We start from the raw sequence: 25,279 nt of genomic DNA, 5'->3' as shown, positions 1-25,279 counted from the left end.
TCGATGATCGGAGCGCGGTTTCGACACGGACAAATCGGGCGCGAAATGACGTCTCACGTATGAGAGAACCCCGCCCACGTATGAGAGTGCCCATTCCGATCATCGATGATCGGAGAACGGCCGATTGTGACCCCGGTCCTTCCGCTCGTCGCGCGATGCGGCGTAGCGTCCGGGCTCAGGCCGACGGACAAGGGAGATCGCATGAGCGAGCAGCGAGTTGCCATCGTCACCGGAGGCGTGCGCGGGATCGGGGCGGCCATCACCACCCGGCTCGCCGAGCAGGGCATTCACGTCGCCGCCGGTTACAGCCGCGGCGATATCCCGGCCAAGGAACTGCAGGAGCGGCTGACCAAGGAAGGCCACTCGATCTCGATCCACAGCGGAAACGTCGGCGAACCGGCCGACTGCCAGCGCGTGGTCGACGAGGTCTTGGCGCTCAAGGGCCGCGTGGACATCCTCGTCAACAACGCCGGTGTGACCGTCGACAAGACCGTCCGCAAGATGACCGTCGAGGACTGGCACGCAGTGCTCCGGGTGAACCTCTCCGGCACCTTCTACATGGTCAAGGCCGTGCTGGAGACGATGATCGCCCAGAACTACGGCCGGATCGTGAACATCTCCTCGGCCGTGGGCGCGACCGGCAGCATCGGACAGGCCAACTACGCAGCCAGCAAGTCCGGCCAGTTCGGGTTCTCCAAGTCGTTGGCCCGGGAGGTCGCCCGCAAGGGGATCACCGTCAACTGCGTGACCCCCGGCTACACCGAGACCGAGATGGTCGCCGCGATCCCGGAGAACGTCATCGCCGGCATCCTCCCCACTATCCCGGTCGGCCGGTTCGCACAGCCGGACGAGGTCGCCCGCGCGGTCACGTTCCTCACCGACGACGCCGCCGGCTACATCACCGGCGCGGCCATCGCCGTCAACGGCGGTTGGGACATGGCCTGACCTGATTCTTCGCGCCACCCCAGAAGAACCCCCGACCTACGCCACGCGGTCGGGGGTTCTTCGGTATCCATCGGTACTCGTGGGTAGAGTTACTGGCGAGTTAGAGCCCAGGCATAAGGCCGGGCTACCGTTCGGAACGAACAGGGGAACAAGGTGCGCAGGTTCGAGGACCAGGTGGTCGTCGTCACGGGTGGAGCCCAGGGCATCGGCGCTGCAACTGCGGCGCGCTTCGCGGACGAGGGCGCCATCGTCGCCGTCGTGGACATCACTGCCGAGCGGTGCGACACAACTGTCGAGAAGATCAAGGCGAACGGCGGCCGCGCCATCGCCATCGGTGCCGACGTCTCCAAGGCGGCCGCCGCCGCCGCCGCGATCGAGACCGTCATCGCCGAGTTCGGCAAGGTCGACGTGCTGGTCAACAACGCCGGCGTCACCCGCGACAACCTGCTGTTCAAGATGACCGAGGAGGACTGGGACGTCTGCGTCGACGTCAGCCTCAAGGGTGCCTTCCTGATGGCGCAGGCCGCGCAGAAGCACATGGTCCCGGCCCGCCACGGCAAGATCATCAGCCTGTCCAGCGTCTCGGCGCTCGGCAACCGCGGCCAGGCCAACTACTCCGCCGCCAAGGCCGGCGTGCAGGGCCTGACCGCCACCATGGCGCAGGAACTCGGCCCGTACAACATCAACGTCAACGCGGTCGCGCCCGGCTTCGTGCACACGCCGATGACAGAGGCCACCGCCGCCCGCCTGAAGATGACGGTCGAGGACTTCATGGAGCAGGCCGGCGCCGGCCACCCGCTGCGGCGCGTCGCCCAGCCCGAGGACATCGCCGCCGTCGTCGCGTTCCTCGCCAGCGAGGACGCCCGCCACATCACAGGGCAGACCGTCTACGTCAACGGCGGTCGCTCGGCCGTGTGACGCAGCCCGGGCCTCCGAGACGCCCGACAGCGCACTCACAGGGCACACCGTCCACGTCAACGGCGGTCGCTCGGCCGTCTGACGCCGGCACGGACCACGAACAGCTCGGCCCCGGTCGCAGGACCAGGGCCGAGCTGTTTTTCCCTTACAGGTCAGACGAAAGCCTGGCTGATGTCCTCGACCGTGCTGCCGCGGGTAGCCGGCGCGGAGGTCGACCCGGCAAGCACGATGTCATCGGCCCGGACCACGATCGACGGGTCGAGGTTGAGCACCGCGAAGCCCGCCACGGCCCCGGCGCCGAAGCCTGGGCAGAAGATCCGCGACGTGGTCTTGATGGCACCGTCGGCGACCGCGTCGTGGATCGCCAGCGGAATGCTGGCCGCGGACAGGTTCCCGGTCCGCTCGATGTTGAAGTAGACCTGATCGAGCGGGAAGTCCACCGAGCGCGCGATGTCGGAGACCATCACCTTGTTGGCCTGGTGCGGAACCATCACGTCGACCGCGTCGAGCAAGGAGCCTGTGCCGGTCGGGCCGGCCAACTTCTTCATCTCCTCGATCATCTGCGCCAGGTATCGCTTGGCCAGCGACTTCACCTCCGGGCCGTAGACGGTGATGTTCCCGTCGAACTCCGGGTTCGGCCACAGGATCGAGTTGACCTCGCTCGTCGGGCCGCTGGCATAGGTCTGCAGGTACTCGATGTCGCCCGGCTCGCCGGCCGGCGCCGGGGCGAGCACCGCGGCTGCGGCACCGTCGCCGAAGAGCATCCGGGACGTGCGGACGCTGCCGATCTTGTCGGAGAACTTCTCCGCCCAGACCAACAGGACCGGGCGCTCGACCTCCTGCAGCAGCCGCACGCCCTCGGCCAGGCCGTACGAGAAGCCGGCGCAGGCCGAGACCATGTCGTAGGAGGCGTAGGTGCGGTAGATGCCCAGCTCACCGGAGATGTAGGTGGCCATCGACGGGATCAGGCGGTTGCTCGTGCAGGTCGCGACGACGACCGCGCCGATCTTCTCTGGACCGTAGCCGGAGCCCTGCAGCGCGGCGCGGGCCGCGTCCAGCGCGACGTCCTCCAGTTCGCGGGCGGTGTAGCAGCGCGACTCGATGCCGGTCTTGACCGCGATCTGGGTGGCGCTCATCGGCGACCAGTTGAACGCCGAGTTGCGGATGACGTCGTCGTTGGTGCAGACGTGCTCACCGCGCAGCGCGGCCAGCGAGGCGATCTTCGGCTGCACCTTGAACCTGCTGCGCACGTCCAGCGCCGGGAACGGCTTCGCCGGCTTCTGCGCCTCGACCGGGACGACCTTGCGGGCCGGCGCGGTCGTGCCCTCCTTGACCCGCTCGATGAACGCGGTGACGGCCGGGTTGCGCGGCACGTACACGACGACGAAGTCGTCGTCGCCGACCTCGGAGAGCTTGACCAGACGGGCCGCCGAGCGGTCCCACGGGTACAGGTTGTGCAGCACCCGGGCCCAGCGGCCGAGTGACTCCAGCTCGGCAACCTCGGCGTGGTGGTCGAGGATCTCCTGCTGGCTGTAGACCGGGTAGTCCGGGTCGTGGCTCGGCAGCACGTAGGTCAGCGCGTCGCCGGAGGCGAGCAGCTCGGCCACCGTCGGCTTGATCGCCGGCAGGTTGCTGGCGTGGTAGAGCTTGTTGCCGAAGATGTCCCAGAGGATGTCGTGGACCGCGTCCTCGACCTTGACGTCCCACGCGGCGGGCAGGCCCTGGTAGCAATCGGCGACTGCGGCCATCTTGCGCGCCCCGTCGACCCAGGGTTTGAGCACCGGCATGAAGACCTCACCGGACCTGCGCGGAACGTCGCGCCAGCGCATCGCGCGGGGTTCGTACATGGTCAGCGTGTAGCGGTTGCCCCAGAACAGATTCAGCGCCACATCGCGCAACAACTCGAACCGGTTGGTGTATTTGCCGGCCTCGACCCGCTCCAGGATGTCGGTCCCGGTGGGTGACTTCTCGTCGAAGTCCCGCCGGACGGCCGCCTCGTACTGATCCAGCCCCGCGAACATGGACAGGTCCATCTCCGGGAAATAGCTGGACGGGAAAACCATCCGTCCGTGGCGATTGATCAGGAACGGCCTCACGAGAGCTCCTCCGGCAGTGCTTGGGATCTCCCAATGTTGCCGTAGGTTCAGGTGGTCGAAGTCGGACGTGTGCGCAGTCTCACCCGCTGACCCGCCAGTAACACTCGCCGGTAATTCTTCGCGTGACCCGGGCCACGAAAAGTTCCCCGAAAAAGTGACTGGTGGTCAGATTTACGGCTGGTCCAGGAAATCCGCGACCACCGGCGCGAGGTTCGCGGCGTCGGTGAACAACGCCAGGTGCCCGTCCTCGTAGGTGTGCAGCCGGGCGTGCGGCAGCAGTACGCGCATCGCCTTGGCGTTGATCAGCGGGATCAAGGGGTCGTCGGTGCCGGCCAGGATCAACGTGGGCTGCCGGATCAGCCGGATCACCGGCAGGCTGGACCAGCAGGCCAGGGCGGCCACCTGCAGCGCGTATCCGCGTGGCGGCCCGATCCGGGTGCGCCGGTGGATGACTTCCTCGACCAACTCCGGGTTGTCGCGCAACGCTCCGCCGTACAGCTCGGCGGCAATCGCCTTGGCGTAGCTGGGATCGCGGTGCCGCTTCGGGGTGAGCATGAGCCGCAGCACGCTGGGACGGGCCGGGACCATCCACGCGCCGGTCCCGGTGCCCACCAGCACCATCCGGCGGCACCGGCGCGGGTTCTGGAACGCGAATTGTTGGGCCAGTCCCCCACCCCAGGAAATGCCGAGGATGTCGACGTTCTGGTAGCCGAGCCGGTCGAGCACCCGGCCGAGCAGGATCGACAACCCGGCGTAGGTGTACGGGACGCTGGGCAGCGGCGATCCGCCCACCCCGGGGACGTCGAAACTGATGACCTCCAGACCCGGCGGCAGGGCCTCGACGAAGGGCTCGAACACCTCGAGGCTGACGCCGACCCCGTTGCACAGCACCAGCGGCGTGCCCGAGCCGTCGCCCTTACGGACGCGAACCCGGACCCGGTGCCCCAGCGCCTCGACCCACTGGCACCGATCGACACCGGGCCCGCGGAGTTTGGTAGCTCCGCGGGCCCGGCCGAGTCGGATTCCTCCGAGCAGGGTCATACCGCGTGCTCGCTGCGCTCGCGCGCGGCAGACCCCGTTGGCGCTGTTTCATTTTCGCTCGCAAGCTCGCTCATGCAGGCTCGTGCACGTACGTGCCCGGGGCGGGGCACAGCGCCGGGTGGCTTGCACTGCCGAGACCGGCCGGGGCCGGGCGCTCGTCGCCGGCCCGGGCGGTGACCCAGTCCGCCCAGTGGTCCCACCAGGTGCCGTCGTGCCGGGTGCCGGCCGCGCGCCACTCCTCCGGGTCGGCGCCCGGCGTCGGCCCGGTGAAGTAATGCGCCTTCGGCCCGGGCGGCGAGACCGGGGTCTGGATGTGCCCGGTCGGGGAGAGGACGAACTCGGAGTGCCCACCGAGCAGTTGGGTCGCGCGGTAGCAGCCCTGCCACGGAGTGAGGTGGTCGGAGTAACCGCCCACGACGTACGAGTCGCATTTCACGTCGCCCAGGCGAACCCCGTGGCCGAGCACGGTCATGCCGTCGTCGTACGTCAGGGCGTTGCGGCGGAAGATCCGCAGGAACTGGCGGTGCAGCGCACCCGGCAGGTTCGTCGCGTCGGCATTCCACGCCAGGATGTCGAACGCGGGCGGCTTCTCGCCCATCAGGTAGTTGTTGACCCAGTAGTTCCAAACCAGGTCGTTCGGCCGCATCCAGGTGAAGACGGTGCCCAGCGATCGTGCGTCCAGGACGCCGTTGCGCCGCCCCTTGCGCCGGGCCGCGGCCAGCAGCGTCGAGGAGTTGAACGCGCCGATCGCGGCCGGGATGTTCCAGTCCATCAGCGTGACGGCGAACGAGCAGGCCTTGACGCGATTGTCGCCGATCTGGGCCAGGTACGACAGCACCGAGGCCGTCGTGATGCCACCGGCGCAGAGCGCGAGGGTGACCAGCTCCTCGCTGCCGGTGATGTCCCGCATCGCATCCATCGCGGACAGGATCGCCTTGCCGTAGGTGTCCATGTCCCAGTGCGAGTTGGCCGCGGTCGGGTTGCGCCACGAGATGATGAACGTGGTCAGTCCGCGGGAGACCGAGTGCTCCACCAGGCTGCGGCCCGGGGCCAGGTCCAGGAAGTAGTACTTGTTGATCTGCGGCGGGATGACCAGGACCGGCAGGCTCCGGACCGACGCCGTCTTCGGGCTGTACTGGATCAGCTCGAGCACGTCGTTGCGGAACACGACCGCGCCCGGGGTGGCCGCCAGGTTCTCGCCGACGACGAAGCCGGAGTCGTCGACCTGCTTGGGCATGCCTCCGTTGTGGCGCAGGTCGCCGAGCCAATTGCGGGCACCGCGGCGCAGGCTGCCGCCGCCGGTCTCGAAGGCCCGCTTGATCGCGGCCGGGTTGCCGGCCAGCGTGTTCGTCGGGGCGACCGCGGAGGTGAACACGCCGGCCGCGAAGCGCGCGCGCTCACGGGTCCGCCACTGCATGTCGCTGCGCTCGACGACCTCGCCGACGGTGCCCGAGAACGCCAGGTAGCCCTGCATCACCCGGCGGTAGACCGGGTGGCCGTTCCAGGTCGGGTCGGCGAAGCGGCGATCGCCCCGAGCGGGCTCGACGTTCGACTTGCCGACCGCGACGCGGGCCAGTTCGGCGGCCAGGCCGGAGCCTGCGTCGACCAGCCGCGGGGTGTGCCTTACGGCCTTGACGGCCAGCTGACCGGCGCCCAGCAGGCGGTCGCGGAGGTCCGCCCCGGTCCAGCCACCGACCGGGTCGACCATCAGTACATCGGCTGCGGAGACATCCGGCTCGTTGGTCCGCGGCAGGTCGGCCTTCGGCGTCGCCTTCTGTCGCGAGGCGGTCGTTTTTTTCGACGTCGTGGGCTGCGTCATCTACGTCCTCTGATCACGTTCGCCGGCAACAGCGGCCGAAACGGATCCGGTCACGGACCACTGGGCCCGATTCGGTGGGCGTTCGGTTCCGCCGGGGTACCCGCTCAGAATAGCGACCGAGCGGTAACAACGTCCCGGCCGAGCGCCTTCAGATTGGTCACACCAAGATCTGTCGATCGCCGCCGGCCGGATAAGGAGCCCGGATTGCGGATGTTCGTCGCGCTGCGGCCCCCGCCCGCGGCCCTCGCGGAGCTTCGCGCGGCGGTGGCCGGCCTGCTCCCGTTCGCGCCGGACGGGCTGCGCTGGACAGTCGCGGAGCAGTGGCACCTGACTTCGTGCTTCCTGGCCGAGGTACCGGATCCGGTGGTCGAGGACCTGATCCGGCGGCTGAGACGGGCCGCGACTGCCGTCGAGCCGTTGACGCTGCGACTGCGTGGCGGCGGCCGGTTCGGCGACCGCGTGCTCTGGGTCGGTCTGGACGGCGACACCGCCGCGTTGCGGGTGCTGGCCACCAAGGTGCGTTACGCGGCGCTGGGCGCCGAACTGGACGTCGAGATCCGGCGCTTCCGTCCCCACCTGACGCTGGCCCGGGCCGGGCGGCCGGTGGCGATGGCCCAGGTGGCCGAGCGACTGCACGAGTTCGCCGGGAGCCCGTGGCGGGCCGTGTCGATGGAGCTGGTGCACAGCACGCTGGGCGCCGGACCGGGCGGGACGCCCCGACATCGGACGGTCGCCGAGCTGATCCTGGGCCGGCGGTAGTCGAGACTGGACCGGTGGATCTGGTGGGTGCGGTGGTCGTGGTGACCGGAGCCGGTCGCGGGCTCGGTGCGGCGATCGCCGCGGAGCTGGGGCGGCGCGGGGCGGTAGTCGTCTCGGTCGGCCGCGACCCGGACCGGCTGCCGGTGGTGGGTGCCGGGTCGGTCTGCGTGGTCGAACTGCGGGACCCGGCCGCGGCGGAGTCGATCGTGTCCCACGCCGTGGCCACCCACGGGCGGCTGGACGCGGTGGTGGCCAACGCCGGGGTGGGGCACGCCGGTGATGTGGCCGCAATGAGCCCGGCGCGGGTCGCCGAGCTCATCGAGGTCAATCTCACCGCCCCGATCCTGCTGACCAGGGCCGCGTTGCCGGTGCTGCGGGCGGCCGGGCGCGGGACGCTGCTCTACGTCACCTCGATCGCCGGCGCGGTCGGCGTACCCGGCGAGAACGTGTACTCGGCCACCAAGGCCGGGCTGGAGTCGTTCGCGGACACCCTGCGCGCGGAGGTGCACCGCGAGGGACTGCGGGTCGCCACCGTGCTGCCCGGGGTGGTGGACACCGGGTTCTTCGACACTCGCGGCCGCCCCTACGACCGAGGCTTCCCAAAGCCGATTCCCGCGGCACAGATGGCGAATCGGGTCGTGGACACCCTTTCCGGCGGCCCGGACCGGGTGTTCGAGCCGCGCTGGTTGGCTGGGCCCGCGACCCTGCGGGCGGTCGCGCCGCGCCTGTACCGCGCGCTGGAACGCCGCTTCGGTGGAATCTGACTTAACGTCAGAAATCCGGTGGGACGGTAGGTGCACCGTCCCACCGGGCTGCTGTCAGATCTGACGGTCAGTCACGCGGCCAGCTGTTGGGGTCGACGCCCATGGCGTCGCCGCGGTAGTCGTACCAGTAACCGTTGTAGTAGTAGTAACCGCCGCAACCGCAGCCGTCGTAGCCGTAGTCGCCGTATCCGTAGCCGCCGTATCCGTAGCCGCCGTAGCCATATCCGCCCCCACCGTGGCCGTGGTGGTAGGCGGGCAGGGCAGCACCGACCGTGGCGGCGCCGGCGGCCGGAGCCGCGACGACTGCCAGGCCCGCGGCGGCGATCAGCGCCGCTGCGGCACGGGTGAGAGCCTTCATTGACGTCCTCCGAGGGGTTGCAGATGTTCGTCCCGTCGACGCGCCCCCCGCGGCCGACCTGGAAAACCCTGCCCCTGTTCGCCGGACGCTCGCAATGATCATGGGCGCGGCGTAGTCGGGAATTGCCGACATTTGGCCGCGCGCGGACGCACTCGGGATAAAGGGAAAACGCGGCGGACGTTCGGGAGTCGGTCGACCGGCGGTCGCGGGATCGTCACCGGATCTTGGTGGCGGGCGCAGCAGACTCCGACGCGACGGCCCTGCTGCCTCGGGAGGTCCTGTGAGCGAATCCGTCCCGCGCCCTGCGCCCGCCTGGTTGGCCCGGCGCGACGTGCTCCGACTGGTCGGCGTCGGTGCCGGCACTCTGCTGGCCGGCGCCTCGCTGCTCGATCGGCCCGCGGCAGCCGCCGTTCGGGCCACCACCAGCCCAACCTGCCCCGAGTTCTTGCGTCGGCCGTCCCGGTCGGGTGCTCCGCCGGTGCAGGGCCTACGACTGACCTTCGGCGACGACCCGGCGACCCAGATGGTCGTGTCCTGGACGACACACGAACCGGTCCGCTCGCCGCAGGTGCAACTCGGCACGGCGGTCGGGGGTCTGGGTCGGGTCATGACGGCGCAGACCCGCAGCTACACCGACGGCAAGTCCCGGCGCCAGGTGCACGTGCACTCGGCGCGCATCGATCAGCTGTTCCCCGGGACCGATTACGTGTACCAGGCGACGCACGAGGGTGCCGTGCCGCAGGCCGGCACGATCCGAACCGCGCCCGCCGGCCGGGCGCCGTTCACGTTCACCAGCTTCGGCGACATGGGTTCCCCGACCCGCACCAAGGGCGCCGGCGGACGGTGGGTCAACGACGCCTGCGGCAGCCCGCACTCCTACGACATCGTCGACGGTGTCGAGCGCATCGCGCCGCTGCTCAACCTGCTCAACGGCGACCTGTGCTACGCCAACCTCTCCCACGATCGGCTGCGCACCTGGTCGGGGTTCCTGGACAACATCACCCGCTCGGCCCGCCACCGGCCGTGGATGCCGGCCGCCGGCAACCACGAGAACGAGGGCCTGAACGGCCCGATCGGCTACACCGCGTTCCAGACGTACTTCCCGGTGCCCAATCCCGGGGCCACCGGCGAATTCGCCGGACTCTGGTACGCCTACACCGTCGGCAACGTGCGGTTCGTGCATCTGCAGAACGACGACATCTGCCTGCAGGACGGCGGCTCGAGTTACATCCACGGCTACAGCGCGGGCGGCCAGCGGGCCTGGCTGGAACAGGAACTGCGGCACAGCCGCGCGCAGGCCGGGATCGACTGGATCGTGGTCTGCATGCACCAGGTCGCGATGAGCACCTCGCGGTACAACGGGGCCGACCTGGGCATCCGCCGCAACTGGCTGCCACTGTTCGACGCGCACGGCGTGGATCTGGTCGTCAGCGGCCACGAACACCACTACGAGCGCACGCACCCGGTACGTGGTGCCGAGTCGAACGACACGATGACCCCGCGCCCGCAAGCCTCCGACAAGAAACACGTGGACACCACCAAGGGCACCGTCCACATGATCATCGGCAGCGGCGGAACCTCGAACCCGTCGCACCGAATGCTCAGCCACGATCGCAGTTGCCACGTCATCACCGGGTTGACCCACGACCGGACCGACAGCGGGCACCGCGCGCCGAAGTACCTCATCGAGGAAGGGCCGTGGTCGGCGGTCCGCGATGCCGATCATCCATACGGCTTCGCCGCTTTCGCGGTCGACCAGGCACCGGTGGCGGGCACGACCACGATCGACGTCACCTACTACGACGTCGTCGGCCCGGGCGGGCAGCTCAAGGCGTTCGACACCTTCAAGCTCACCAAGCCGGCCCGCAGCACCGCACGGCTGATCTGATCGGCACCGTCCGCTCGACCGCGAAGTGAACGCCAGGATGCGCGAAAACGAACGGCCGTCACCCGCCGGGACTCAATAATGCCCGGGGAGTGACGGCCGGATGCGCCGTTGTGGACTTAGAGCAGGTCGTCGAGCAGACCCACGACGCCGCCCAGCAGGCCGCGGTGACGGTAGTAGCCACGGTCGTAACCGTAGCCCTCGTTGCCGTAGTCGTCGTCGTCGTTGTCCCAGTTGTCGTTCCAGCGGGGATTGCGGTGGTGAATCCGAGCGACCAGCATCGGGTTTCCCTCTCGTAGGCCCCGGCGGGTTGCCGGGTGCGGATTCGGACCTGACCACCCCGTGTCGGTGGGGAACACCGACGTCAGGACGGGCCCGACATTTGAGATTTTAGAGGTTCCGGACGGGTTGTCGATCATTGACCCCGCTCAGCGGTCCGCGGCCGCCCGGATGGTCTCGCGCAGGGACTCCATCGTGGCCAGGACGGCGGAAGGTTCGTAGCCGCAGTGGGCCATGCAGTTCGAGCACCGCGGATCCTTCCCGCGGCCGAACTTGTCCCAGTCGGTGGTCTCCAGCAGTTCCTGGTAGCTGCTCGCGTACGAGTCGTCGAGCAGGTAGCAGGGCCGCTGCCAGCCCAGCAGCGAATAGGACGGGATGCCCCACGGCGTGCAGGCCAACTCCTTCTTGCCCTCGAGGAAGTCCAGGAACAGCGGCGAGTGGTTCAGCCGCCACTTCGCGCGCCGGCCGTCGGCGAACGCCTTGGCGAACAGCTCCCTGGTCTGCTCGACGCCGAGCCAGTGGTCCTGGTCCGGAGCCCGCTCGTAGGCGTACCCGGGCGAGATCTGCATGTTGTCGACGCCAAGTTCGTCGTTCAGGTAGTCCAGGACGTCGATCACGTCCTGCGGGGTGTCGGTGTCGAAGAACGTGGTGTTGGTCATCACTCGGAAGCCGGCCGCCTTGGCCTGCTTGACCGCCTCGACTGCCTGGTCGAACACGCCCTCCTTGCACACCGACGCGTCGTGGCGCTCGCGCAGACCGTCGATGTGCACCATCCACACGAAGTCCTCGTGCGGGGTGAAGCGGTGCAGGTGCTTGGGCAGCAGGACCGCGTTCGTGCACAGGAACACGATCTTGTTCAGGCCGAGCAGTCGCCGGACGATCTCATCGATCGCGGGGTGCATCAGCGGCTCGCCGCCGGCGATCGACACCATCGGCGCGCCGCACTCCTTGACGGCGGAGACGGCCTGCTCGACGGGCATGCGCTGTTTGAGCAGCGACGCGGGCTGCTCGATCTTCCCGCAGCCTGCGCACTTCAGGTTGCAGGCGAACAACGGCTCGAGTTCCAGCAGCAGCGGGAACTTCTTCCGACGCAGCAACTTCTGCTTGGCCAGGTACTTCCCGAGGCGCAGGTTCTGCCGCATAGGCATCGACAAGGCTCAGCCCACCTCCTCAGATTCGGCGCCGCGCGCCGCTTCCGGCGCCTTCGCCCACGCGCCCAACTGCGGCGCGACCACTCGCAGGGAGCGTAGTGCCCGCCAGACCCGCAGCGGCGTTGCAGGATGCAGCAGCGGTGCATCCGCGGTGTCCACGACGGCCCGCACGATCGCGAAAGGCCGCTCCCCGGCCAGAGTGCCCAGAGCCCCGGATTCCAGGTCGACGGCCAGGTGCCCGGCCGCGGCCAGCCGGGCCCGCTGTGCCCCGTGCACGACCGCGTCGGCAGCGTAGATCGGGCCCAGGTGCACGCGCAGTCCGGTCGCCTGCAACCGCTGGGCCAACCGAGGGCCGGCCGGGACCGGCAGGCGCCGGTCGCCGATGACCACGGTGTCCGCGACCACCACGTCCCCCGGTCGCACGCCGGGCGCGAGCCCGCCGCAGAAGCCGGTGGACACCCAGCCCTGCCGGTCGGCGAACCGGGGCGCGCGTTTGTGCACGCGCCGTGGACCCATCCCGCAGCGCACGATGGGCACTCCGCCGGTGTGACCGCGCAGCGCCAGTCCTTCCAGCCGCAGCGCGACCACCACGGCGGGTGGCCTACCGGTCATGTACAGGCCCGGACGTACCGGGCGAGCGCGCACAACGGGAACGTGAGCCGGTACAGGTGGTAGTTCAGGTAGAAGTCGCCGGGGAAACCGGTACCGGTGAAGAACGGCTCGTCCCAGTTGCCGTCCGGCCGCTGACGCTCCGTCAGCCAGCGCACGCCGGCCTCGGCCGCCGGGTGGTTCGGGTCGACGGCCAGCAGGGCCAGCAACCCCCAGGCGGTTTGCGACGGTGTGGAGTTCCCGCGGCCGACCCAGCTCGGGTCGCGGTAGGAGCGCAGGTCCTCGCCCCAACCCCCGTCAGCATTCTGATGCTGCGTCAGCCAGCTCACCGCGCGGCGCAGCGCCGGGTCGTCCGGCGCGACCCCGGCCGCCACGAGCGCCGGGACCACCGCTCCGGTGCCGTAGATGTGGTTGGCGCCCCAGCGGCCGAACCACGACCCGTCGGACTCCTGCGCGCGGCGCAGCCAGTCCACGCCGCGGCGGCAGACCTCGTCGCCGGCCCGGCCGGTCTCGGCCAGCATCTCCACCACATGGGCGGTGACGTCGGCCGACGGCGGGTCGGTGACGTTTCCGAAGTCGCAGAACGGCAGCCGCATCGGCAGTTTGCGGGTGTTGTCGGCGTCGAACGCACCCCAGCCTCCGTCCGCGGACGCCATGCCGATCGTCCAGGCGATGCCCCGCTCGACCGCGGCGGAGGTAGCTGCCGGGCCGCTGCCCGGGGCGTGCCGCAATGCCAGCACGACCTCGGCGGTGTCGTCGGTGTCCGGGTAGAGATCGTTGTCGAACTCGAAGGCCCAACCACCGGGTGCCAGATCCGGTCGACGCACCGACCAGTCCCCGGGGACTTTGACCTCCTCGCCGACCAACCAGTCGGCGGCGCGGACCACCATCGGGTCGGCGGCGGGCACGCCGGCCTCGTGCAGCGCGACCAGGGCCAGCGCGGTGTCCCAGACCGGCGACTGGCAGGCCTCCAGGCGGCGCACCGGACCGTCGGGGGTGTCCTCGCGGATCACGAACCGCTCCAGGCCGTCCAGGCCCGCCCGGACCGCGGGGTGCTCCAACGGGTAGCCGAGCAGGTACAGCGCGAGGATCGAGTAGACCCAAGGCGGTTGGATCCCGCCCCAGGAGCCGTCGGCCTCCTGCCGCGCGAGAATCCACTCCGCACACGCACGCAGGGCGCGCTTGCGCACCGGGTTGCGCGGGATCCGGCCGTAGCCGTGCAGGCCTTTGTCGAGCAGCCCGAAAGCCCGCCCGACCCAGTCCTGGGCGGGTCGGTCCGGGGCTTGTCCGCTTCGCAGTTCGTCGATGCCGAACGGAAGCGGCCGACACGGGCGGACAGTGCCGACGATTGTGAGCGGCACGATGGTCTGCCGCGCCCAGCAAGCGAAGTCGTAGACGTTGAGCGGCGCCCACTTGGGCAGCAGGATCACCTCGGGCGGGAGGTTGGGCAGGTCCTCCCAGCGCCACAGGCCGAACAGCGCCAGCCAGATCCGGGTGAACACCCGGGTGGCTTCGACCCCACCGCCGGCCAGCACGAAGTTCTGAGCGGACGTCAGGTGAGGGGCCGTCATGTCGTCGCCGGCCAGGCGCAACGCAAGCCAGGCCTCCACCGTGGTCGACACGTCGCCGGGCCCGCCGGCGAAGGTCGCCCAGCTGCCGTCGGTGCGCTGGTTACGGCGGATCCAGCGGGCCGCGGCGTCGGTGTCGGCGGCGGTGCGGATACCGAGGAACTCCCGCAGCAGCAGGTCCTCGGCGTCCATCGTGACGTTGGTCTCCAGCTCGCCCTTCCACCAACCGGCGGAGTCCTGCAGGGTGCGCAGGCACCTGATCGCGGCGGTGACCGCGCTCTGCGCGTTCGCGGCCGAATCGAGCGCCGGCGCCACCTCGGTTGTCATTGATCCCGTCCCACGACGAACTCGGCCAGGCCGCGCAGTTCGGCAACGGCGTCGGACTGCCCCAGCAGATCCAGGCACGCCCCCGCCCGGCGGGACCGCCGTGCCGCCTCGGCCCGGGCCCAGTCCTGCCCGCCGGCGTCGGCGAGCAGATCGGCGATCTGGGAGAGCCGTTCCTCGGTGTCCGCGGACTCCGTCGCCAACCACTTGGCCACCTGCGCCCCGACCCGATCGCCCCGACCGATCACCCAGGCCACCGGCAGCGACGTCTTGCGCGAGCGCAAGTCGGAGTAGCGGGGCTTGCCGGTCCGCGCCGGATCGCCCCAGATGCCGAGCACGTCGTCGACGAGCTGGAACGCCAGGCCCAGTTGCGCGCCGAACTCCGCGAGCGCCTCGACCGACTGCCGCGGGGCATCGGCCAGCACCGCACCGATGACCGCGGAGGCCGACAACAGCGCGCCGGTCTTGGCTGCCGCCATCCCGAGCACTGTCTCGACCGCGACCTCCGGGTTGCCCTCGTAGGACATGTCCTCGACCTGACCCCGAATCAGTTCCCTTGTGGTGGCGGCAACCAGCCGTGCGGCGGCCGCCGCGCCCGGACCGGGAACGTCGAGCAGGACCTCGAGTGCGAGCCCGAGCAGGGCGTCGCCGGTGAGGATCGCGCTCGGCGGACCCCAAAGAGCCCACACCGTGGTGCGGTGCCGCCGCTCGGTGTCGCCGTCCATCAGATCGTCGTGCAGCAACGAGAAGTTGTGCACCAGTTCGACGGCGACCGCGCCGGGCACGGCGATCGTCGGGTCGGCACCGACTGCTCGCGCGCCGAGCAGCGCGAGGCTCGGCCGCACGGCCTTGCCGCCGCCGGCGCCCGGCAGGCCGGCCGCGTCGGTCCAGCCGAGGTGGTAGCTGGCCTGCGCCGCGCAGGTCGGGTCCAGGCGGGCGATGGCGGCCCGCAGCGCCGGCTCGACCAGCCGACGGGCATCGGCCAGGCCGCCCGGCGCAGCGGTCGAGAAGAGCGTCATGCGATCTCCCCGCTGCGCGCGACCGGTCGGGTCTGCGCGGAGATCCGGGGACCGGCCAGCAGGGCGCTCACCGCGGCCTCGCCGCTGCGGACCGCGCCTTCCATCGTGGCCGGCCAGCCGGTGTCGGTGTGGGCGCCGGCCAGCACCAGGCCGGGCAGCGCGGTCGCGGCGGGCGGACGGTTCGCCCGCACCCCCGGCGCGGGTGCAAATGTGGCTTCCCGTTCGCGGGTCACGAAGAAATCCTCGACCACGGCACTGGCCGCGGCGGGCAGCAACGCCGCCAGCGCGGGCACCAGCAGGTCCCGCAACTCCGTAGTGGTCAGGTCGACGAACGCCGCCGCGGCCGACAGTGAGATCGCCACATAGTGCCCGGCCGGCAGGTCCGCGCCATGGCTGCGGTCGAACACCCACTGCACCGGGGAGTCCAGACCGGCGACGAAGGCGCTGTGTAGCACCGGGCGGTCGTACACGACGTGGACGTTCACGATCGGGGCCGCCCCCAGCCGCTGCGACCACCCGGCGGCCAGGTCCAGTGCCCCGTCCGGCAGCAGCGCCTCGGTGGCCCGCGGCGGCAGCGCGACCACGACCGCGTCGGCGGCGACCTCGGTCTCCAGCTCTGTGCCGGACCGCACGTTGACCGTCCAACCCGCGCCGGCGCGGCACAGCGCGGTGGCTTTCGCGCCGGTGGCGATCTCGACCCCGGCGGCACCCAATGCGCGCTTGGCGGCGTCGCCGTGCAGCTGTTGCAACGGTACCCGCGACCAGCCGATGTCACCGGCGCTGCGGTCGGTGAGCAAGCCCTGCTGGAAGACGTATGCGGCCAGCGCCAACGATGCATCGGCGGCGTGAGCGTTCAACGTGGCCACCCCGACAAGGTCCCACAGGGCCGCGACGGCGCCGGCACCCTGTCCGTGGTCGGCCAACCAATCGCCGAAGCTGCGCCGGTCGGTCGCCGGGTCGGCGACGTCGACCCGGGCCAACGCCAAGGCGGCCAGCACGGCCCGTACCCGGGCCACCGGCGACAGCGGCGCGTAGCCGAGCAACGAGTTGCCCAGATGCAGCGGCGCGGGCAGGTTGGTGCGCCGCAGCCGAGCCGAACGGAACACGCCCGGACGCCGGATCTCGACGTCCAACCGCGGCTGCAGGTTGACCTGGTCCGCGACGCCCAGTCGGTCCAGCAGGGCCCGGTAGCGGGTGCAGCAGCGCAGGAACACGTGCTGCCCGTTGTCGACCTGCAGGTCGCCGCGGGTGAACGAATGGGTCAGCCCGCCGAGCTTGGGTCGGGCCTCGAACAGCTGGACCTGCGCACCCGCCGCAGCCGCCTCCAGCGCGGCCGTCAACCCGGCCAGGCCGCCGCCGAGCACTGCCACCCGCCGACCGCGCAGCCCCTCGGTCATCGGAGCACCTGTGCGGCGGGCGAAGTCTCGGGTGCGCGCCACTCTCACTGTGCCACCGTTCGCCTGGGCTTTCTCGCTCGTTCCCCGCTCGCCGCAGTCGCTCACACTGCCCGCCCGGTCAGCGCTCGACCCGCCACCCGGGCCTTCTCGAAGCCGGTCAGCGAAACCCGACCGGTGAACACCGCCGCGGGGTCGGCGTCGATGCGGCGGAGCAGCTCCCGGTAGATGCCTGCCATCGCCGCGGTGCACGACGCGCTGCGGTTGTCCAGCAGCGGCAGCAGGCGCAGCCCGTCGTCGAACCACGCGGCGGCGCGGGCGGCGGCAACCTTCACCAGCGCGTGCAGCCCACCGCCCGGATCGGCCAGGGCACCCGACGGGGTCAGCGCCAGAGTCACCTCGAAGCGGTCGAGGTCCTCCTTGGGCAAATAGACCCGACCGTTGGTGAGGTCCTCGCGGATGTCGCGCAGGATGTTCACCTGCTGCATGGCGACGCCGAGCGCGTCGGCGTGCCGGCCGGCGGTTGCCTCCGTGCCCGGCGGACAGCCGTAGACACCCAGACACAGCCGCCCCACCGCGCCCGCGACGCGCCGACAGTACGGAACCAGGTCGTCGAAGGTGGCGTAGGTGGTGCCGATGACGTCCGTCTCGACGCCGTCGATCAGCTCACCGAACGCGGCCAGCGGGATCGGGAACCGGGCCGCGGCATCGGCGAGGGCCAACAGGACCGCGTCGGAGGAGCCAGCGCCGTGGTCCAGGCCGGCCCGCAGTGCGGCCAGTCGGGCGGCCTTCTCCTCGGCTGATCCGGTGCCGTCGCCGATGTCGTCGATTCGCCGGGCCAGGGCGTAGACGGCGCACAACGCGGACCGCTTGGGCGCGGGCAGCAACCGGATGCCGTAGTAGAAATTCCGGGCCTCGGTTCGGGTGATCTGCGCGCAGGCCCGGTTGGCGACGAGGAGTCGGTCGCTCAACGCGTACCTCCCGTCACTTCCAGAGAGCTTCTGACGTCGTGGGACTGCCTCTCAGCCAGCACACAGAGTAGCGGCCCACGCAGCGTCACCGCGTGCGGCGACCCGGGCGCCGGCGCTCACCACGTCCAGCGGACGAGGCCGTGGGGTCGCGCTGAGCGAGTCGTACCCGGCTCGCCGCAGAGCCTGGACGGTCGCCAACCCGCCGGCCACGTAACCCGCGACGGCGATCCGGGCGAACCCGCGAAGTCGACCCACCAGCGCCGAACCGGCCGCCAGCAACTCCGCCGCCCGGACAGTCTCGAACCGCAGCAGCTCGCGCACCGCAGGGCTCGCCCGGTGCGCGTCGAGGTCACTGGGCTCGACCCCGAACCGCTTGCGATCCTCCCCCGGCAGGTAGACGCGACCCATCCGGCGGTCCTCGGCGACGTCCTGCCAGTGCTCGAGCAACTGCAGCGCGGTGCAGATCTGGTCCGCCAACGGCTCCGCGGCCGGGTCGCGGACGTCGAACGTGGCCAGCACCAGGCGGCCGACCGGGTCGGCCGACAGCCGGCAGTAGCCGCGCAGGTCCTCGAACGTCGGGTACTCGGTGACCCGTTGGTCGGCCAACCCGGCGGCGATCAGGTCGTGGAACGGCTGCGCCGTCAGCCCGAGTTCGCGGACCGTGCCGGCCAGTCGCCGCAGCACCGGTGACTCCGGGGCCGGGCCGGGCGTCCAGATCCGGTCCAGGTCGGCACGGAGGGCGAGCAGTGCGGCGGTCGCGTCGCCGGGCGTGCGGTCGGAGACGTCGTCGATGGTCCGCACCGTGTCGTAGCAGGCGCGCAGCCGGGCCCGTTCCCGGCCGGGCAGCAGCCGCAGCGCCACCGGGAAGTTCTCGGCCCGTTCGCTGACCCGCAGCTGCGCCATGCTGGGCCGGCTCCCGACCGGAGCCCCCGGCACAGACTCGGGGTCGCGAGTCATTCACCCATCCTTCGATCCGGACCGGGGCCTCGGTTCATCCGACCGTGGTGTCCCACGGATGCCTGCCGGGACCGGTCAGGCGCGCCGGAACCCCGTGGGTCGGGGGCACTGCGCTCGAAACGATAACCTCTGGCGCATGTCGTGGCTGGTCACGGGCGGTGCGGGCTACATCGGGGCGCACGTCGTGCGTTCCCTGTTGGATGCGGGCCTGGACGTCGTCGTGCTCGACGACCTGTCCACGGGGCAGCGCGAACTGGTGCCGGACAGGGTCGCGTTCGTCGAGGCGGACGTGCTTGACCAGGGCCGGGTGACGGCGACGCTGCGCGAGCACGGGGTCGACGGCGTCGTCCATCTGGCCGGGAAGAAGTCGCTGCCGGAGTCGGTGGAGCGCCCGCTCTTCTACTGGGAGCAGAACGTCGGCGGCTGTCGGTCGCTGTTGTCCGCGATGGCCGAGGCCGGCGTCGACCGGATCGTGTTCTCCTCGAGCTGCTCGGTGATCGGCACGCCGGAGGACGAGTTCGTCGACGAGGAAACCCCGACCCGGCCGGAGAGCCCGTACGGGCGCACCAAGCTGACCTGCGAGTGGATGATCACTGACGCGGGCCTGACCGGCCGGCTGAACTGGGCGAGCCTGCGCTACTTCAATGTCGTCGGCGCCGGCGCTCCGGAGCTCGGCGACATCTGCGAGACCAACCTGATCCCCTGCACGTTCCGGGCGATCACCGCGCGCCGCCGCCCGGTCGTGTTCGGCGACGACTACCCGACGCCCGACGGCTCCTGCGTGCGCGACTTCATCCACGTCAGCGACCTGGCCGGAGCCCATGTGGCCGCGGCCCAGCGGCTGGACGCGGCCGCTGCGGCGGGCACCGACTACGGGCAGGTGCTCAACGTCGGGCGCGGGGACGGGGCCTCGGTCAAGGAGGTCATGGCGGTCGTCGCCGAGGTGACCGGCACCGACCTGCGCTACGAGATCGGCCCCCGGCGCGCCTACGACCCGGCCCGAGTCGTCGGGCTGGTCGAGAAGATCGCGCTCGACCTGGGTTGGAAGGCCGAACTGGACCTGCACGACATGGTCCGCAGCGCCTGGGCCGCCTGGCAACACCGGCCGCATTAAGGCCCCTCTGCGATCATCGATGATCGCAGAGCGCACTCTCATACGCGGCGCGAGCACTCTCATACGCGGAGCGGCGGGCTATGCCGACTGCAGAAGCCCGTGTTCGGCCAGTGGGCCGACCTTCAGCCGATGGACGCTGAACAGGTCCGCCAACAGCGGCAGCGCGTCCAGCGCCGAGTGCCAGGCGCCCGGGGCCGAGGTGCAGTCCGAGTCGTGCAACAGCACGGTCCCGCCGGGCAGCCGCCCGGACGCCACGTCCTGCGCCACCGACGAGGCGTCCGCCTCGGCCCGCCAGTCGCGGCCCCACGCGGTCCACAGCACGGGTCGCAGGCCCAAGCGGCCGCAGACGCCCAGGGTGGCGCCGCTCAGGATCCCGTAGGGCGGGCGGAACCAGAACGGCCGCTTCCCGGTGACCTCCTCGACCAGGGCCAGCGAGCGTTCGATGTCGGCGGCCACGGCCCGCGGCGTGCGCGCCAGGTGCGACCGGTGCACGTCGCCATGCAGCGCGATCTCGTGGCCGGCCGCGGCCACCTCGGCGGCGATCCCAGGGTTGGCCCGCACCGAGTCTCCGAGCAGGAAGAACGTGGCGGTCCAGCCCAGCCGGTCCAGGGCCGTCAGGAACTGCGGGGTCGAGGTCGCGTCCGGGCCGTCGTCGAACGTGAGCGCGACGTGTCCCGGCTCCCCCAGCCCGCACAACCGGGGCGCCCAGCGGTTGCGCACCGCCGGCACGCTGGTCACCGCGGGCCCGGCGTGGGCCGCGACCGCCGCGAACGCCGCGCCCGCCGCTCCGACCAGGCCGCCCAGTCGCAGCGCTCGCACGCTCATGCACCCGCCCCGATCAGCGCGGCGATGGCCTCCGCGGCGTCGCCGGCGAACAATTTGCTTCCCATCGCGACAGCCTCGTCGCCCTGCGGCCCCAGCGCCCGGTCCAACGCCACCGCCAACTCCTCCGGCGTCTGGGCCAACTGCGTCACCCCGACCTCGCTCATCATCGTCGCGTTGTGCTTGCCATGGCCCGGGATCGGCCGGTACGTGACCACCGGACGGCCCACCGCGAAGGACTCCATGCACATCTGGCCACCGGCGTTCTCCACGACCACGTCGCAGGCCGCGATCAACGTCGGCATCTGGTCGGTCCACCCGTACACATACATCCCCGGCCGCCCGCGCAGGCGGTCGTATAGGGCCTTGTTGTTGCCGCACACCACGACCGGGGTGACCCGGCCGGTGCCGGCCACCTCGGCGACGCTGTCCTCGACCGAACCCGCCCCCCACGACCCGGAGACCATCAACGCCAGAGCACCGTCCGCGGGCAGGCCCAGCTCGGCCCGGGCGGCGGCCTGGTCCGGGGCGGAGAAGAACCGCTCGTTCACCATCGGCCCGTACGCAACCGCGCGGTCGGTGTACTGGCCGGCCATCCGCGCCGAGGCCGGGCCGTTGCAGGAGGTCAGGTCCAACCCCGAATCCGCCCACAGTTGGTGCACCGCAAAGTCGGTGACGACGACCGCCGCCGGGATGGCCAGTTGCTTACGGCGGCGGGCCCGGCCGAGCACCAGGGGCGCGACGACGTACGTGGCAACCACCAGGTCGGCCTGATAGTCGGCGATCCAGGCCAGCATCCGTCGGCGGGACAGCCAGCTCATCGGCAATGTCACCAACGCCACCAACGGCGTCGCCCGCATCCACATCCGGTAGGTGGCCTCGTAGCTCCAGGGCGCGTATTGCAGCTGCAGTTGGTAGAACCGGCGCAACGCCGGCCCGAGCCGGCCCGGCAGCGCGTCGAGGAAGTCCACGATCCGCGCCTCGTGGCCGTCGCGGCGCAGCCGGTGGGCCAGTTCCCGCGCCACCGTCTCGTGGCCCGCGCCCATGCTCGCCGAGACGATCAGGACGCGACCGGTGGAGGAAGATCTATCCTTCGGAGCCACCGTGATCCTCACCGTCGTCGCCAGCATCTCCGCCGCGGCATGCTATTCGGTGGCCGCTGTGCTCCAACAGGAAGCCGCCGTCACCGCGCCGCCGGACCGCGCGTTGCGGTTCGGTCTGCTCGCGTATCTGGTGCGCCGCGGTCGATGGCTGGCGGGGTTCGCGGCGGACGTCGCCGGCTTCGCGCTGCAGATGTTCGCGCTGGCCTACGGCTCGTTGATGCTGGTCCAGGCGCTGCTGGTCAGCGGCCTGTTCTTCGCGCTGCCGTTGGGGGCAGCCAGGTCCGGTCGACGTCTCGGCCGGACCGAGTGGACCGGGGTGGCCGCCCTGGGCCTGGGCCTGATCGCGCTGACCGCGGCCGATCCGTCGTCCGGGAGGGATCCCTCCGGACGCGGCTGGGTGGCCGTCGGAGTGCTGACGCTGGTGCCGGCGGTCCTGCTCAACCTGTGCCCCGGGCCGGTGGGCAGTGTCGCCCGGCCGCTGCGGCTGGCCACCGCGACGGGCCTGATCTACGGGGCGACCGCGCTGTTGACCAAGGTGACCGGCGAGTTGTTGCGGCACGAGGTCGGAGCGGCAGCCACCTCGTGGCAGCCGTATCTGCTGGCGTTGCTGACCGTCTGGGGCATGGTGCTGAACCAGAGCGCGTTCCAGGCCGGGCCGCTGGCCGCCTCGCTGCCGATGCTCACCGCGGCGGAGCCCGTCGTATGCGCGGGAATCGGGGTAGCAGTGCTGCACGAGCACCCGATGCTGCCTGCGGTGGCGACGGTGTCCGCGTTGGCTGCGGTGGTCCTGGGGGTCGTGGTACTTACCAGGTCACCCCTGGTGTTGTCCATACATGAAACAGAACGTGATACATCCCACGTTCCGGGTCGATTCGTGCCCTCCGGCGAGGGGTAGTCGTCGCTCAGCAGCCCGGCATGTCCGGGACACGAGACGGATTTGCATCCGTGCCAGGAGGACCTCTGATGAAGCTCACCACTCTCGCGGGTGCGGCTGCCGCCGCCGCGCTGACCGTGGCGCTGGGTGCCCCGATGGCGAATGCCGCCGACGCCCGGACCACCGGCAGTTCCACCCCGGCCTTCGCCAGTGACTGCTACCGCACCCACTTCTGGGACGGCCGCATGCACCCGTACTCGCGAATCTTCTGCGACTACGACCCCGGCTTCGACCGGGACTACTACGTCCACCACCCCGAGTTCCGCTACCACGGCGACCGCGACCACTCCGGCGTCCGTGACCACGAGAGTGACCACACCGACGCCCGGGACACCGGCCGCGGCGACGTGAACCACCCCGCCTCCCCCGCCGAGCGGGGCGCCGCCGACCGCGGGACGTCGGATCGCGGGACATCGGACCGCGGCACCAGCGACCGCGGTACCAGCGACAGCGGTACCAGCAACAGCGGGGCGGCCGACCGTGGCAGCGCCGGCAGCGGTGGCGCGAGCGGCGGTGGCTCCAGCAGCGGTGGCGCCGGCAACATGCCTGGCGGCCGCTGACTTGTCCGTAAGCCCGCGAAAGCCCGACCCCATGTCTCCGGGGTCGGGCTTTCCGGCGTCCCACTCACTCACCCGCGAAGCGTCACCCACGACCCCGGAAAAGCGCGCGAAACCGACGCCCGCGTATGAGAGTCCGACGCCCGCGTATGAGAGTGCCCACTGCGATCATCGATGATCGGGCTGCACGGTGCGAACGCCCGGCCCGGGGCCTCCTCGTCGCCGGGTCGGGCGCTCGCCGTGCCCGCTGCCGATGCGGTAGCAGCGGGGCCTCACTCACTCGTATCTGAGCGCCTCGATCGGCCGTAGCGACGCGGCGCGGCTGGCCGGGTAGAAACCGAAGAACAGGCCGGTGAGCAGGGAGACGCCGATCGCCAGGTAGACCGACCAGGGCGCGATCACCGGGTGCACCCCCACGATCGTGAACCGCGAGGCCACGACGCCGCACGCGAGCCCGATCGCCCCGCCCATCATCGAGACGATCACCGCCTCGGCCAGGAACTGACCGATGATCGCGCCGCCCTGCGCCCCGATCGCCTTGCGGATACCGATCTCGCGCGTCCGCTCGGTCACCGACACCAGCATGATGTTCATCACGCCGATGCCGCCGACCAGCAGCGAAATCCCCGCCACAGCTGCCAGCAGGATCGTCAACGTCTTGTTCGACGAACTCGACGCGGACATCACCGACGCGGCGTTGAACACGACCACGTCGGTGTTCGCCGCGGTCAGGTGATGCCGTTGGTCCAGGATCGTCTGGATCTCGTTCTGCGCCGCCGCGGTCGCGGCCGACGAGGCTGCTTCCACCGAGATCGACGACAACTGCCCGCCGCCCGGCTGGTCGTAGCCGAACAGCGCGTCCTCGGTCGCGGTGATCGGGGCGATCACCTTGTCGTCCAGGTCCGTCTGGCCCGAGTAGCCCTTCGAGCCCAGGATCCCGATGACCGTGAACGCCTGGCCGTTGAACTGGACGGACTTCCCGATCAGCTCGGAGTCGTCGCCGGACACAAGGTCGGCGGCGACGCTGGTGCCGACCACCGCCACCCGGTGGTGGGCAGCTGTGTCGAGGTCGGTGAACCAGCGCCCCGCCGAGACGGTGTCGTTGTCGATCTCCTCGTAGTTAGCGGCAGTTCCGAGGAAGGAGTTCACCGTGTGCGAGGAGTCGCCGAGTTTGGCGACGGCACTCTTCACGTAGACCATCGGCGAGACCGCCGCGATGTCCGGGCCTGCCGGGTTGTTGGTCAGCGACGTGGCGTCGTCGAAGCTCAGCGCGGACGCGCGGTTGTGTGTGGAGTTGTCGGACGTGTTCTTGATGTGCAGCATCCGCCGGATCTGATTGCGGAACGAGCTGCCGTGGCCACCGTTGCCGGTCGGCATCGGGATCACGTTGAGGTTGTTCGAGCCGAGTCGGTCGATCGAGGCCTGTACCGCCGCCTGCGAACCGGTACCGACCGCGATCAACGTGATGACCGAGGCGACACCGATGACGATGCCGAGCATGGTCAACGCCGCCCGCATCTTGTTCGCCGTTATGCCGCCCCAGGCGAAGACGACCGTCTGCCGGATTCTCAAAACAGGTCCCCGTCGAACGCGGCGCGGGCCTGCTGGGTGGCGTGATCGACGCCGTGGGTCCCGCCGCCGGCGGGCTGCAGCGGGACGGGTGCCGGAACCGGCGCCGGTTGCGGGGCCGGAGCAGCGGTCGGATGCGGGATCACGTGGCCCCCCGGCAGCACCGAACCCGGAGCGTTCAGGTTGTCGGAGATGATGCGGCCGTCGCGCATGACGACCAGGCGTTGGGCGCGGCCACCGACGTCGCTCTCGTGGGTGATGACCATGATGGTGCGCCCGGCCGCGGCCAGTTCGTCGAAGAGGTCCAGCACGTCGGCGGTGGA

Annotated in this window: 24 protein-coding genes; 8 read left to right on the top strand and 16 right to left on the bottom strand. The window is 70.6% G+C overall.

Going from position 1 to position 25,279, the window contains the following annotated elements; genetic code table 11:
- Positions 1–201: 201 nt before the first annotated feature.
- A complete protein-coding gene (locus tag VHU88_09595; GenBank protein ID HEX3611926.1) occupies positions 202–945 on the top strand; it encodes a 3-oxoacyl-ACP reductase in 744 nt (247 codons plus the stop codon).
- 153 nt (positions 946–1,098) lie between these two features.
- Entirely contained in the window at positions 1,099–1,863 is a 765-nt protein-coding gene (gene fabG, locus VHU88_09590) for a 3-oxoacyl-ACP reductase FabG (protein HEX3611925.1), read from the top strand.
- Between the two features lie 152 nt (positions 1,864–2,015).
- On the opposite strand, the gene VHU88_09585 is transcribed toward fabG, so the two are convergent.
- The 3 genes from VHU88_09585 to VHU88_09575 form a co-directional block, all read right to left on the bottom strand.
- A complete protein-coding gene (locus tag VHU88_09585) occupies positions 2,016–3,959 on the bottom strand; it encodes a 3-oxoacyl-[acyl-carrier-protein] synthase III C-terminal domain-containing protein (GenBank protein HEX3611924.1) in 1,944 nt (647 codons plus the stop codon).
- 171 nt (positions 3,960–4,130) lie between these two features.
- Positions 4,131–5,000, bottom strand: coding sequence for a poly(3-hydroxyalkanoate) depolymerase (gene phaZ / locus VHU88_09580; GenBank protein HEX3611923.1), 870 nt, complete (start codon positions 4,998–5,000; stop codon positions 4,131–4,133).
- 70 nt (positions 5,001–5,070) lie between these two features.
- The gene (locus VHU88_09575; GenBank protein ID HEX3611922.1) at positions 5,071–6,819 is read right to left on the bottom strand and encodes an alpha/beta fold hydrolase; all 1,749 of its coding nucleotides are present in this window, start codon (positions 6,817–6,819) and stop codon (positions 5,071–5,073) included.
- Between the two features lie 210 nt (positions 6,820–7,029).
- Here VHU88_09575 and thpR point away from each other — a divergent pair, with 210 nt between their 5' ends.
- Together thpR and VHU88_09565 are read left to right on the top strand one after the other, a co-directional pair.
- Positions 7,030–7,578, top strand: coding sequence for an RNA 2',3'-cyclic phosphodiesterase (gene thpR / locus VHU88_09570; GenBank protein ID HEX3611921.1), 549 nt, complete (start codon positions 7,030–7,032; stop codon positions 7,576–7,578).
- Positions 7,579–7,592: 14 nt separating this feature from the next.
- On the top strand, positions 7,593–8,342 hold the full coding sequence (locus VHU88_09565) for an SDR family NAD(P)-dependent oxidoreductase (GenBank protein HEX3611920.1): 750 nt from the start codon (positions 7,593–7,595) through the stop codon (positions 8,340–8,342).
- 67 nt (positions 8,343–8,409) lie between these two features.
- Here VHU88_09565 and VHU88_09560 read toward each other — a convergent pair whose 3' ends face one another.
- Positions 8,410–8,700: a hypothetical protein gene (locus VHU88_09560; GenBank protein ID HEX3611919.1), complete on the bottom strand. Its 291-nt coding sequence runs from the start codon at positions 8,698–8,700 to the stop codon at positions 8,410–8,412.
- 280 nt (positions 8,701–8,980) lie between these two features.
- On the opposite strand from VHU88_09560, the gene VHU88_09555 reads away from it, so the two are divergent.
- The gene (locus VHU88_09555; protein HEX3611918.1) at positions 8,981–10,588 is read left to right on the top strand and encodes a metallophosphoesterase family protein; all 1,608 of its coding nucleotides are present in this window, start codon (positions 8,981–8,983) and stop codon (positions 10,586–10,588) included.
- A 116-nt stretch (positions 10,589–10,704) separates the two neighbouring features.
- Here the strand turns inward: VHU88_09555 and VHU88_09550 are convergent, their stop codons facing one another.
- The 8 genes from VHU88_09550 to hpnC form a co-directional block, all read right to left on the bottom strand.
- On the bottom strand, positions 10,705–10,866 hold the full coding sequence (locus tag VHU88_09550) for a hypothetical protein (GenBank protein ID HEX3611917.1): 162 nt from the start codon (positions 10,864–10,866) through the stop codon (positions 10,705–10,707).
- Positions 10,867–11,013: 147 nt separating this feature from the next.
- Complete coding sequence (gene hpnH, locus VHU88_09545) at positions 11,014–12,012, bottom strand: adenosyl-hopene transferase HpnH (protein HEX3611916.1); 999 nt, start codon at positions 12,010–12,012, stop codon at positions 11,014–11,016.
- Between the two features lie 9 nt (positions 12,013–12,021).
- Positions 12,022–12,627, bottom strand: coding sequence for a hypothetical protein (locus VHU88_09540; protein ID HEX3611915.1), 606 nt, complete (start codon positions 12,625–12,627; stop codon positions 12,022–12,024).
- On the bottom strand, positions 12,624–14,519 hold the full coding sequence (gene shc / locus VHU88_09535; GenBank protein ID HEX3611914.1) for a squalene--hopene cyclase: 1,896 nt from the start codon (positions 14,517–14,519) through the stop codon (positions 12,624–12,626). Before shc ends, VHU88_09540 begins: the two co-directional genes overlap by 4 nt.
- Positions 14,516–15,535 (bottom strand): polyprenyl synthetase family protein, encoded by a 1,020-nt coding sequence (locus VHU88_09530; protein HEX3611913.1) that lies wholly within the window; start codon positions 15,533–15,535, stop codon positions 14,516–14,518. Before VHU88_09530 ends, shc begins: the two co-directional genes overlap by 4 nt.
- Positions 15,532–16,932 carry a hydroxysqualene dehydroxylase HpnE gene (gene hpnE, locus VHU88_09525; protein ID HEX3611912.1) on the bottom strand — a complete coding sequence of 467 codons (1,401 nt, stop codon included), beginning with the start codon at positions 16,930–16,932 and terminating at the stop codon, positions 15,532–15,534. Before hpnE ends, VHU88_09530 begins: the two co-directional genes overlap by 4 nt.
- Before the next feature lie 101 nt (positions 16,933–17,033).
- Complete coding sequence (locus VHU88_09520) at positions 17,034–17,900, bottom strand: squalene/phytoene synthase family protein (GenBank protein HEX3611911.1); 867 nt, start codon at positions 17,898–17,900, stop codon at positions 17,034–17,036.
- A 51-nt stretch (positions 17,901–17,951) separates the two neighbouring features.
- A complete protein-coding gene (gene hpnC / locus VHU88_09515) occupies positions 17,952–18,857 on the bottom strand; it encodes a squalene synthase HpnC (protein ID HEX3611910.1) in 906 nt (301 codons plus the stop codon).
- Between the two features lie 136 nt (positions 18,858–18,993).
- Between hpnC and galE the strand changes: the two genes are divergently transcribed.
- A complete protein-coding gene (gene galE, locus VHU88_09510; protein HEX3611909.1) occupies positions 18,994–19,971 on the top strand; it encodes a UDP-glucose 4-epimerase GalE in 978 nt (325 codons plus the stop codon).
- Positions 19,972–20,049: 78 nt separating this feature from the next.
- Here galE and VHU88_09505 read toward each other — a convergent pair whose 3' ends face one another.
- Together VHU88_09505 and VHU88_09500 are read right to left on the bottom strand one after the other, a co-directional pair.
- A complete protein-coding gene (locus VHU88_09505) occupies positions 20,050–20,796 on the bottom strand; it encodes a polysaccharide deacetylase family protein (GenBank protein HEX3611908.1) in 747 nt (248 codons plus the stop codon).
- Complete coding sequence (locus VHU88_09500; GenBank protein ID HEX3611907.1) at positions 20,793–21,896, bottom strand: hypothetical protein; 1,104 nt, start codon at positions 21,894–21,896, stop codon at positions 20,793–20,795. The genes VHU88_09505 and VHU88_09500 overlap by 4 nt, the downstream gene beginning before the upstream one ends.
- Between VHU88_09500 and VHU88_09495 the strand changes: the two genes are divergently transcribed.
- Together VHU88_09495 and VHU88_09490 are read left to right on the top strand one after the other, a co-directional pair.
- A complete protein-coding gene (locus VHU88_09495) occupies positions 21,868–22,791 on the top strand; it encodes a DMT family transporter (GenBank protein HEX3611906.1) in 924 nt (307 codons plus the stop codon). The genes VHU88_09500 and VHU88_09495 overlap by 29 nt on opposite strands.
- 68 nt (positions 22,792–22,859) lie before the next feature.
- Complete coding sequence (locus VHU88_09490; GenBank protein HEX3611905.1) at positions 22,860–23,390, top strand: hypothetical protein; 531 nt, start codon at positions 22,860–22,862, stop codon at positions 23,388–23,390.
- A gap of 273 nt (positions 23,391–23,663) precedes the next feature.
- On the opposite strand, the gene VHU88_09485 is transcribed toward VHU88_09490, so the two are convergent.
- Together VHU88_09485 and VHU88_09480 are read right to left on the bottom strand one after the other, a co-directional pair.
- Positions 23,664–24,959: an ABC transporter permease gene (locus VHU88_09485; GenBank protein HEX3611904.1), complete on the bottom strand. Its 1,296-nt coding sequence runs from the start codon at positions 24,957–24,959 to the stop codon at positions 23,664–23,666.
- Positions 24,956–25,279 (bottom strand): hypothetical protein (locus tag VHU88_09480; protein ID HEX3611903.1); only part of this gene is annotated, 324 nt, incomplete at its 5' end. The genes VHU88_09480 and VHU88_09485, both read right to left, overlap by 4 nt.

The sequence above is a fragment of the Sporichthyaceae bacterium genome (assembly GCA_036269075.1).
In the GTDB taxonomy this organism is placed as follows: domain Bacteria; phylum Actinomycetota; class Actinomycetes; order Sporichthyales; family Sporichthyaceae; genus DASQPJ01.
Note: the sequence above shows the minus strand (reverse complement) of the source record. Positions and strands in the feature narration are given on the sequence as shown.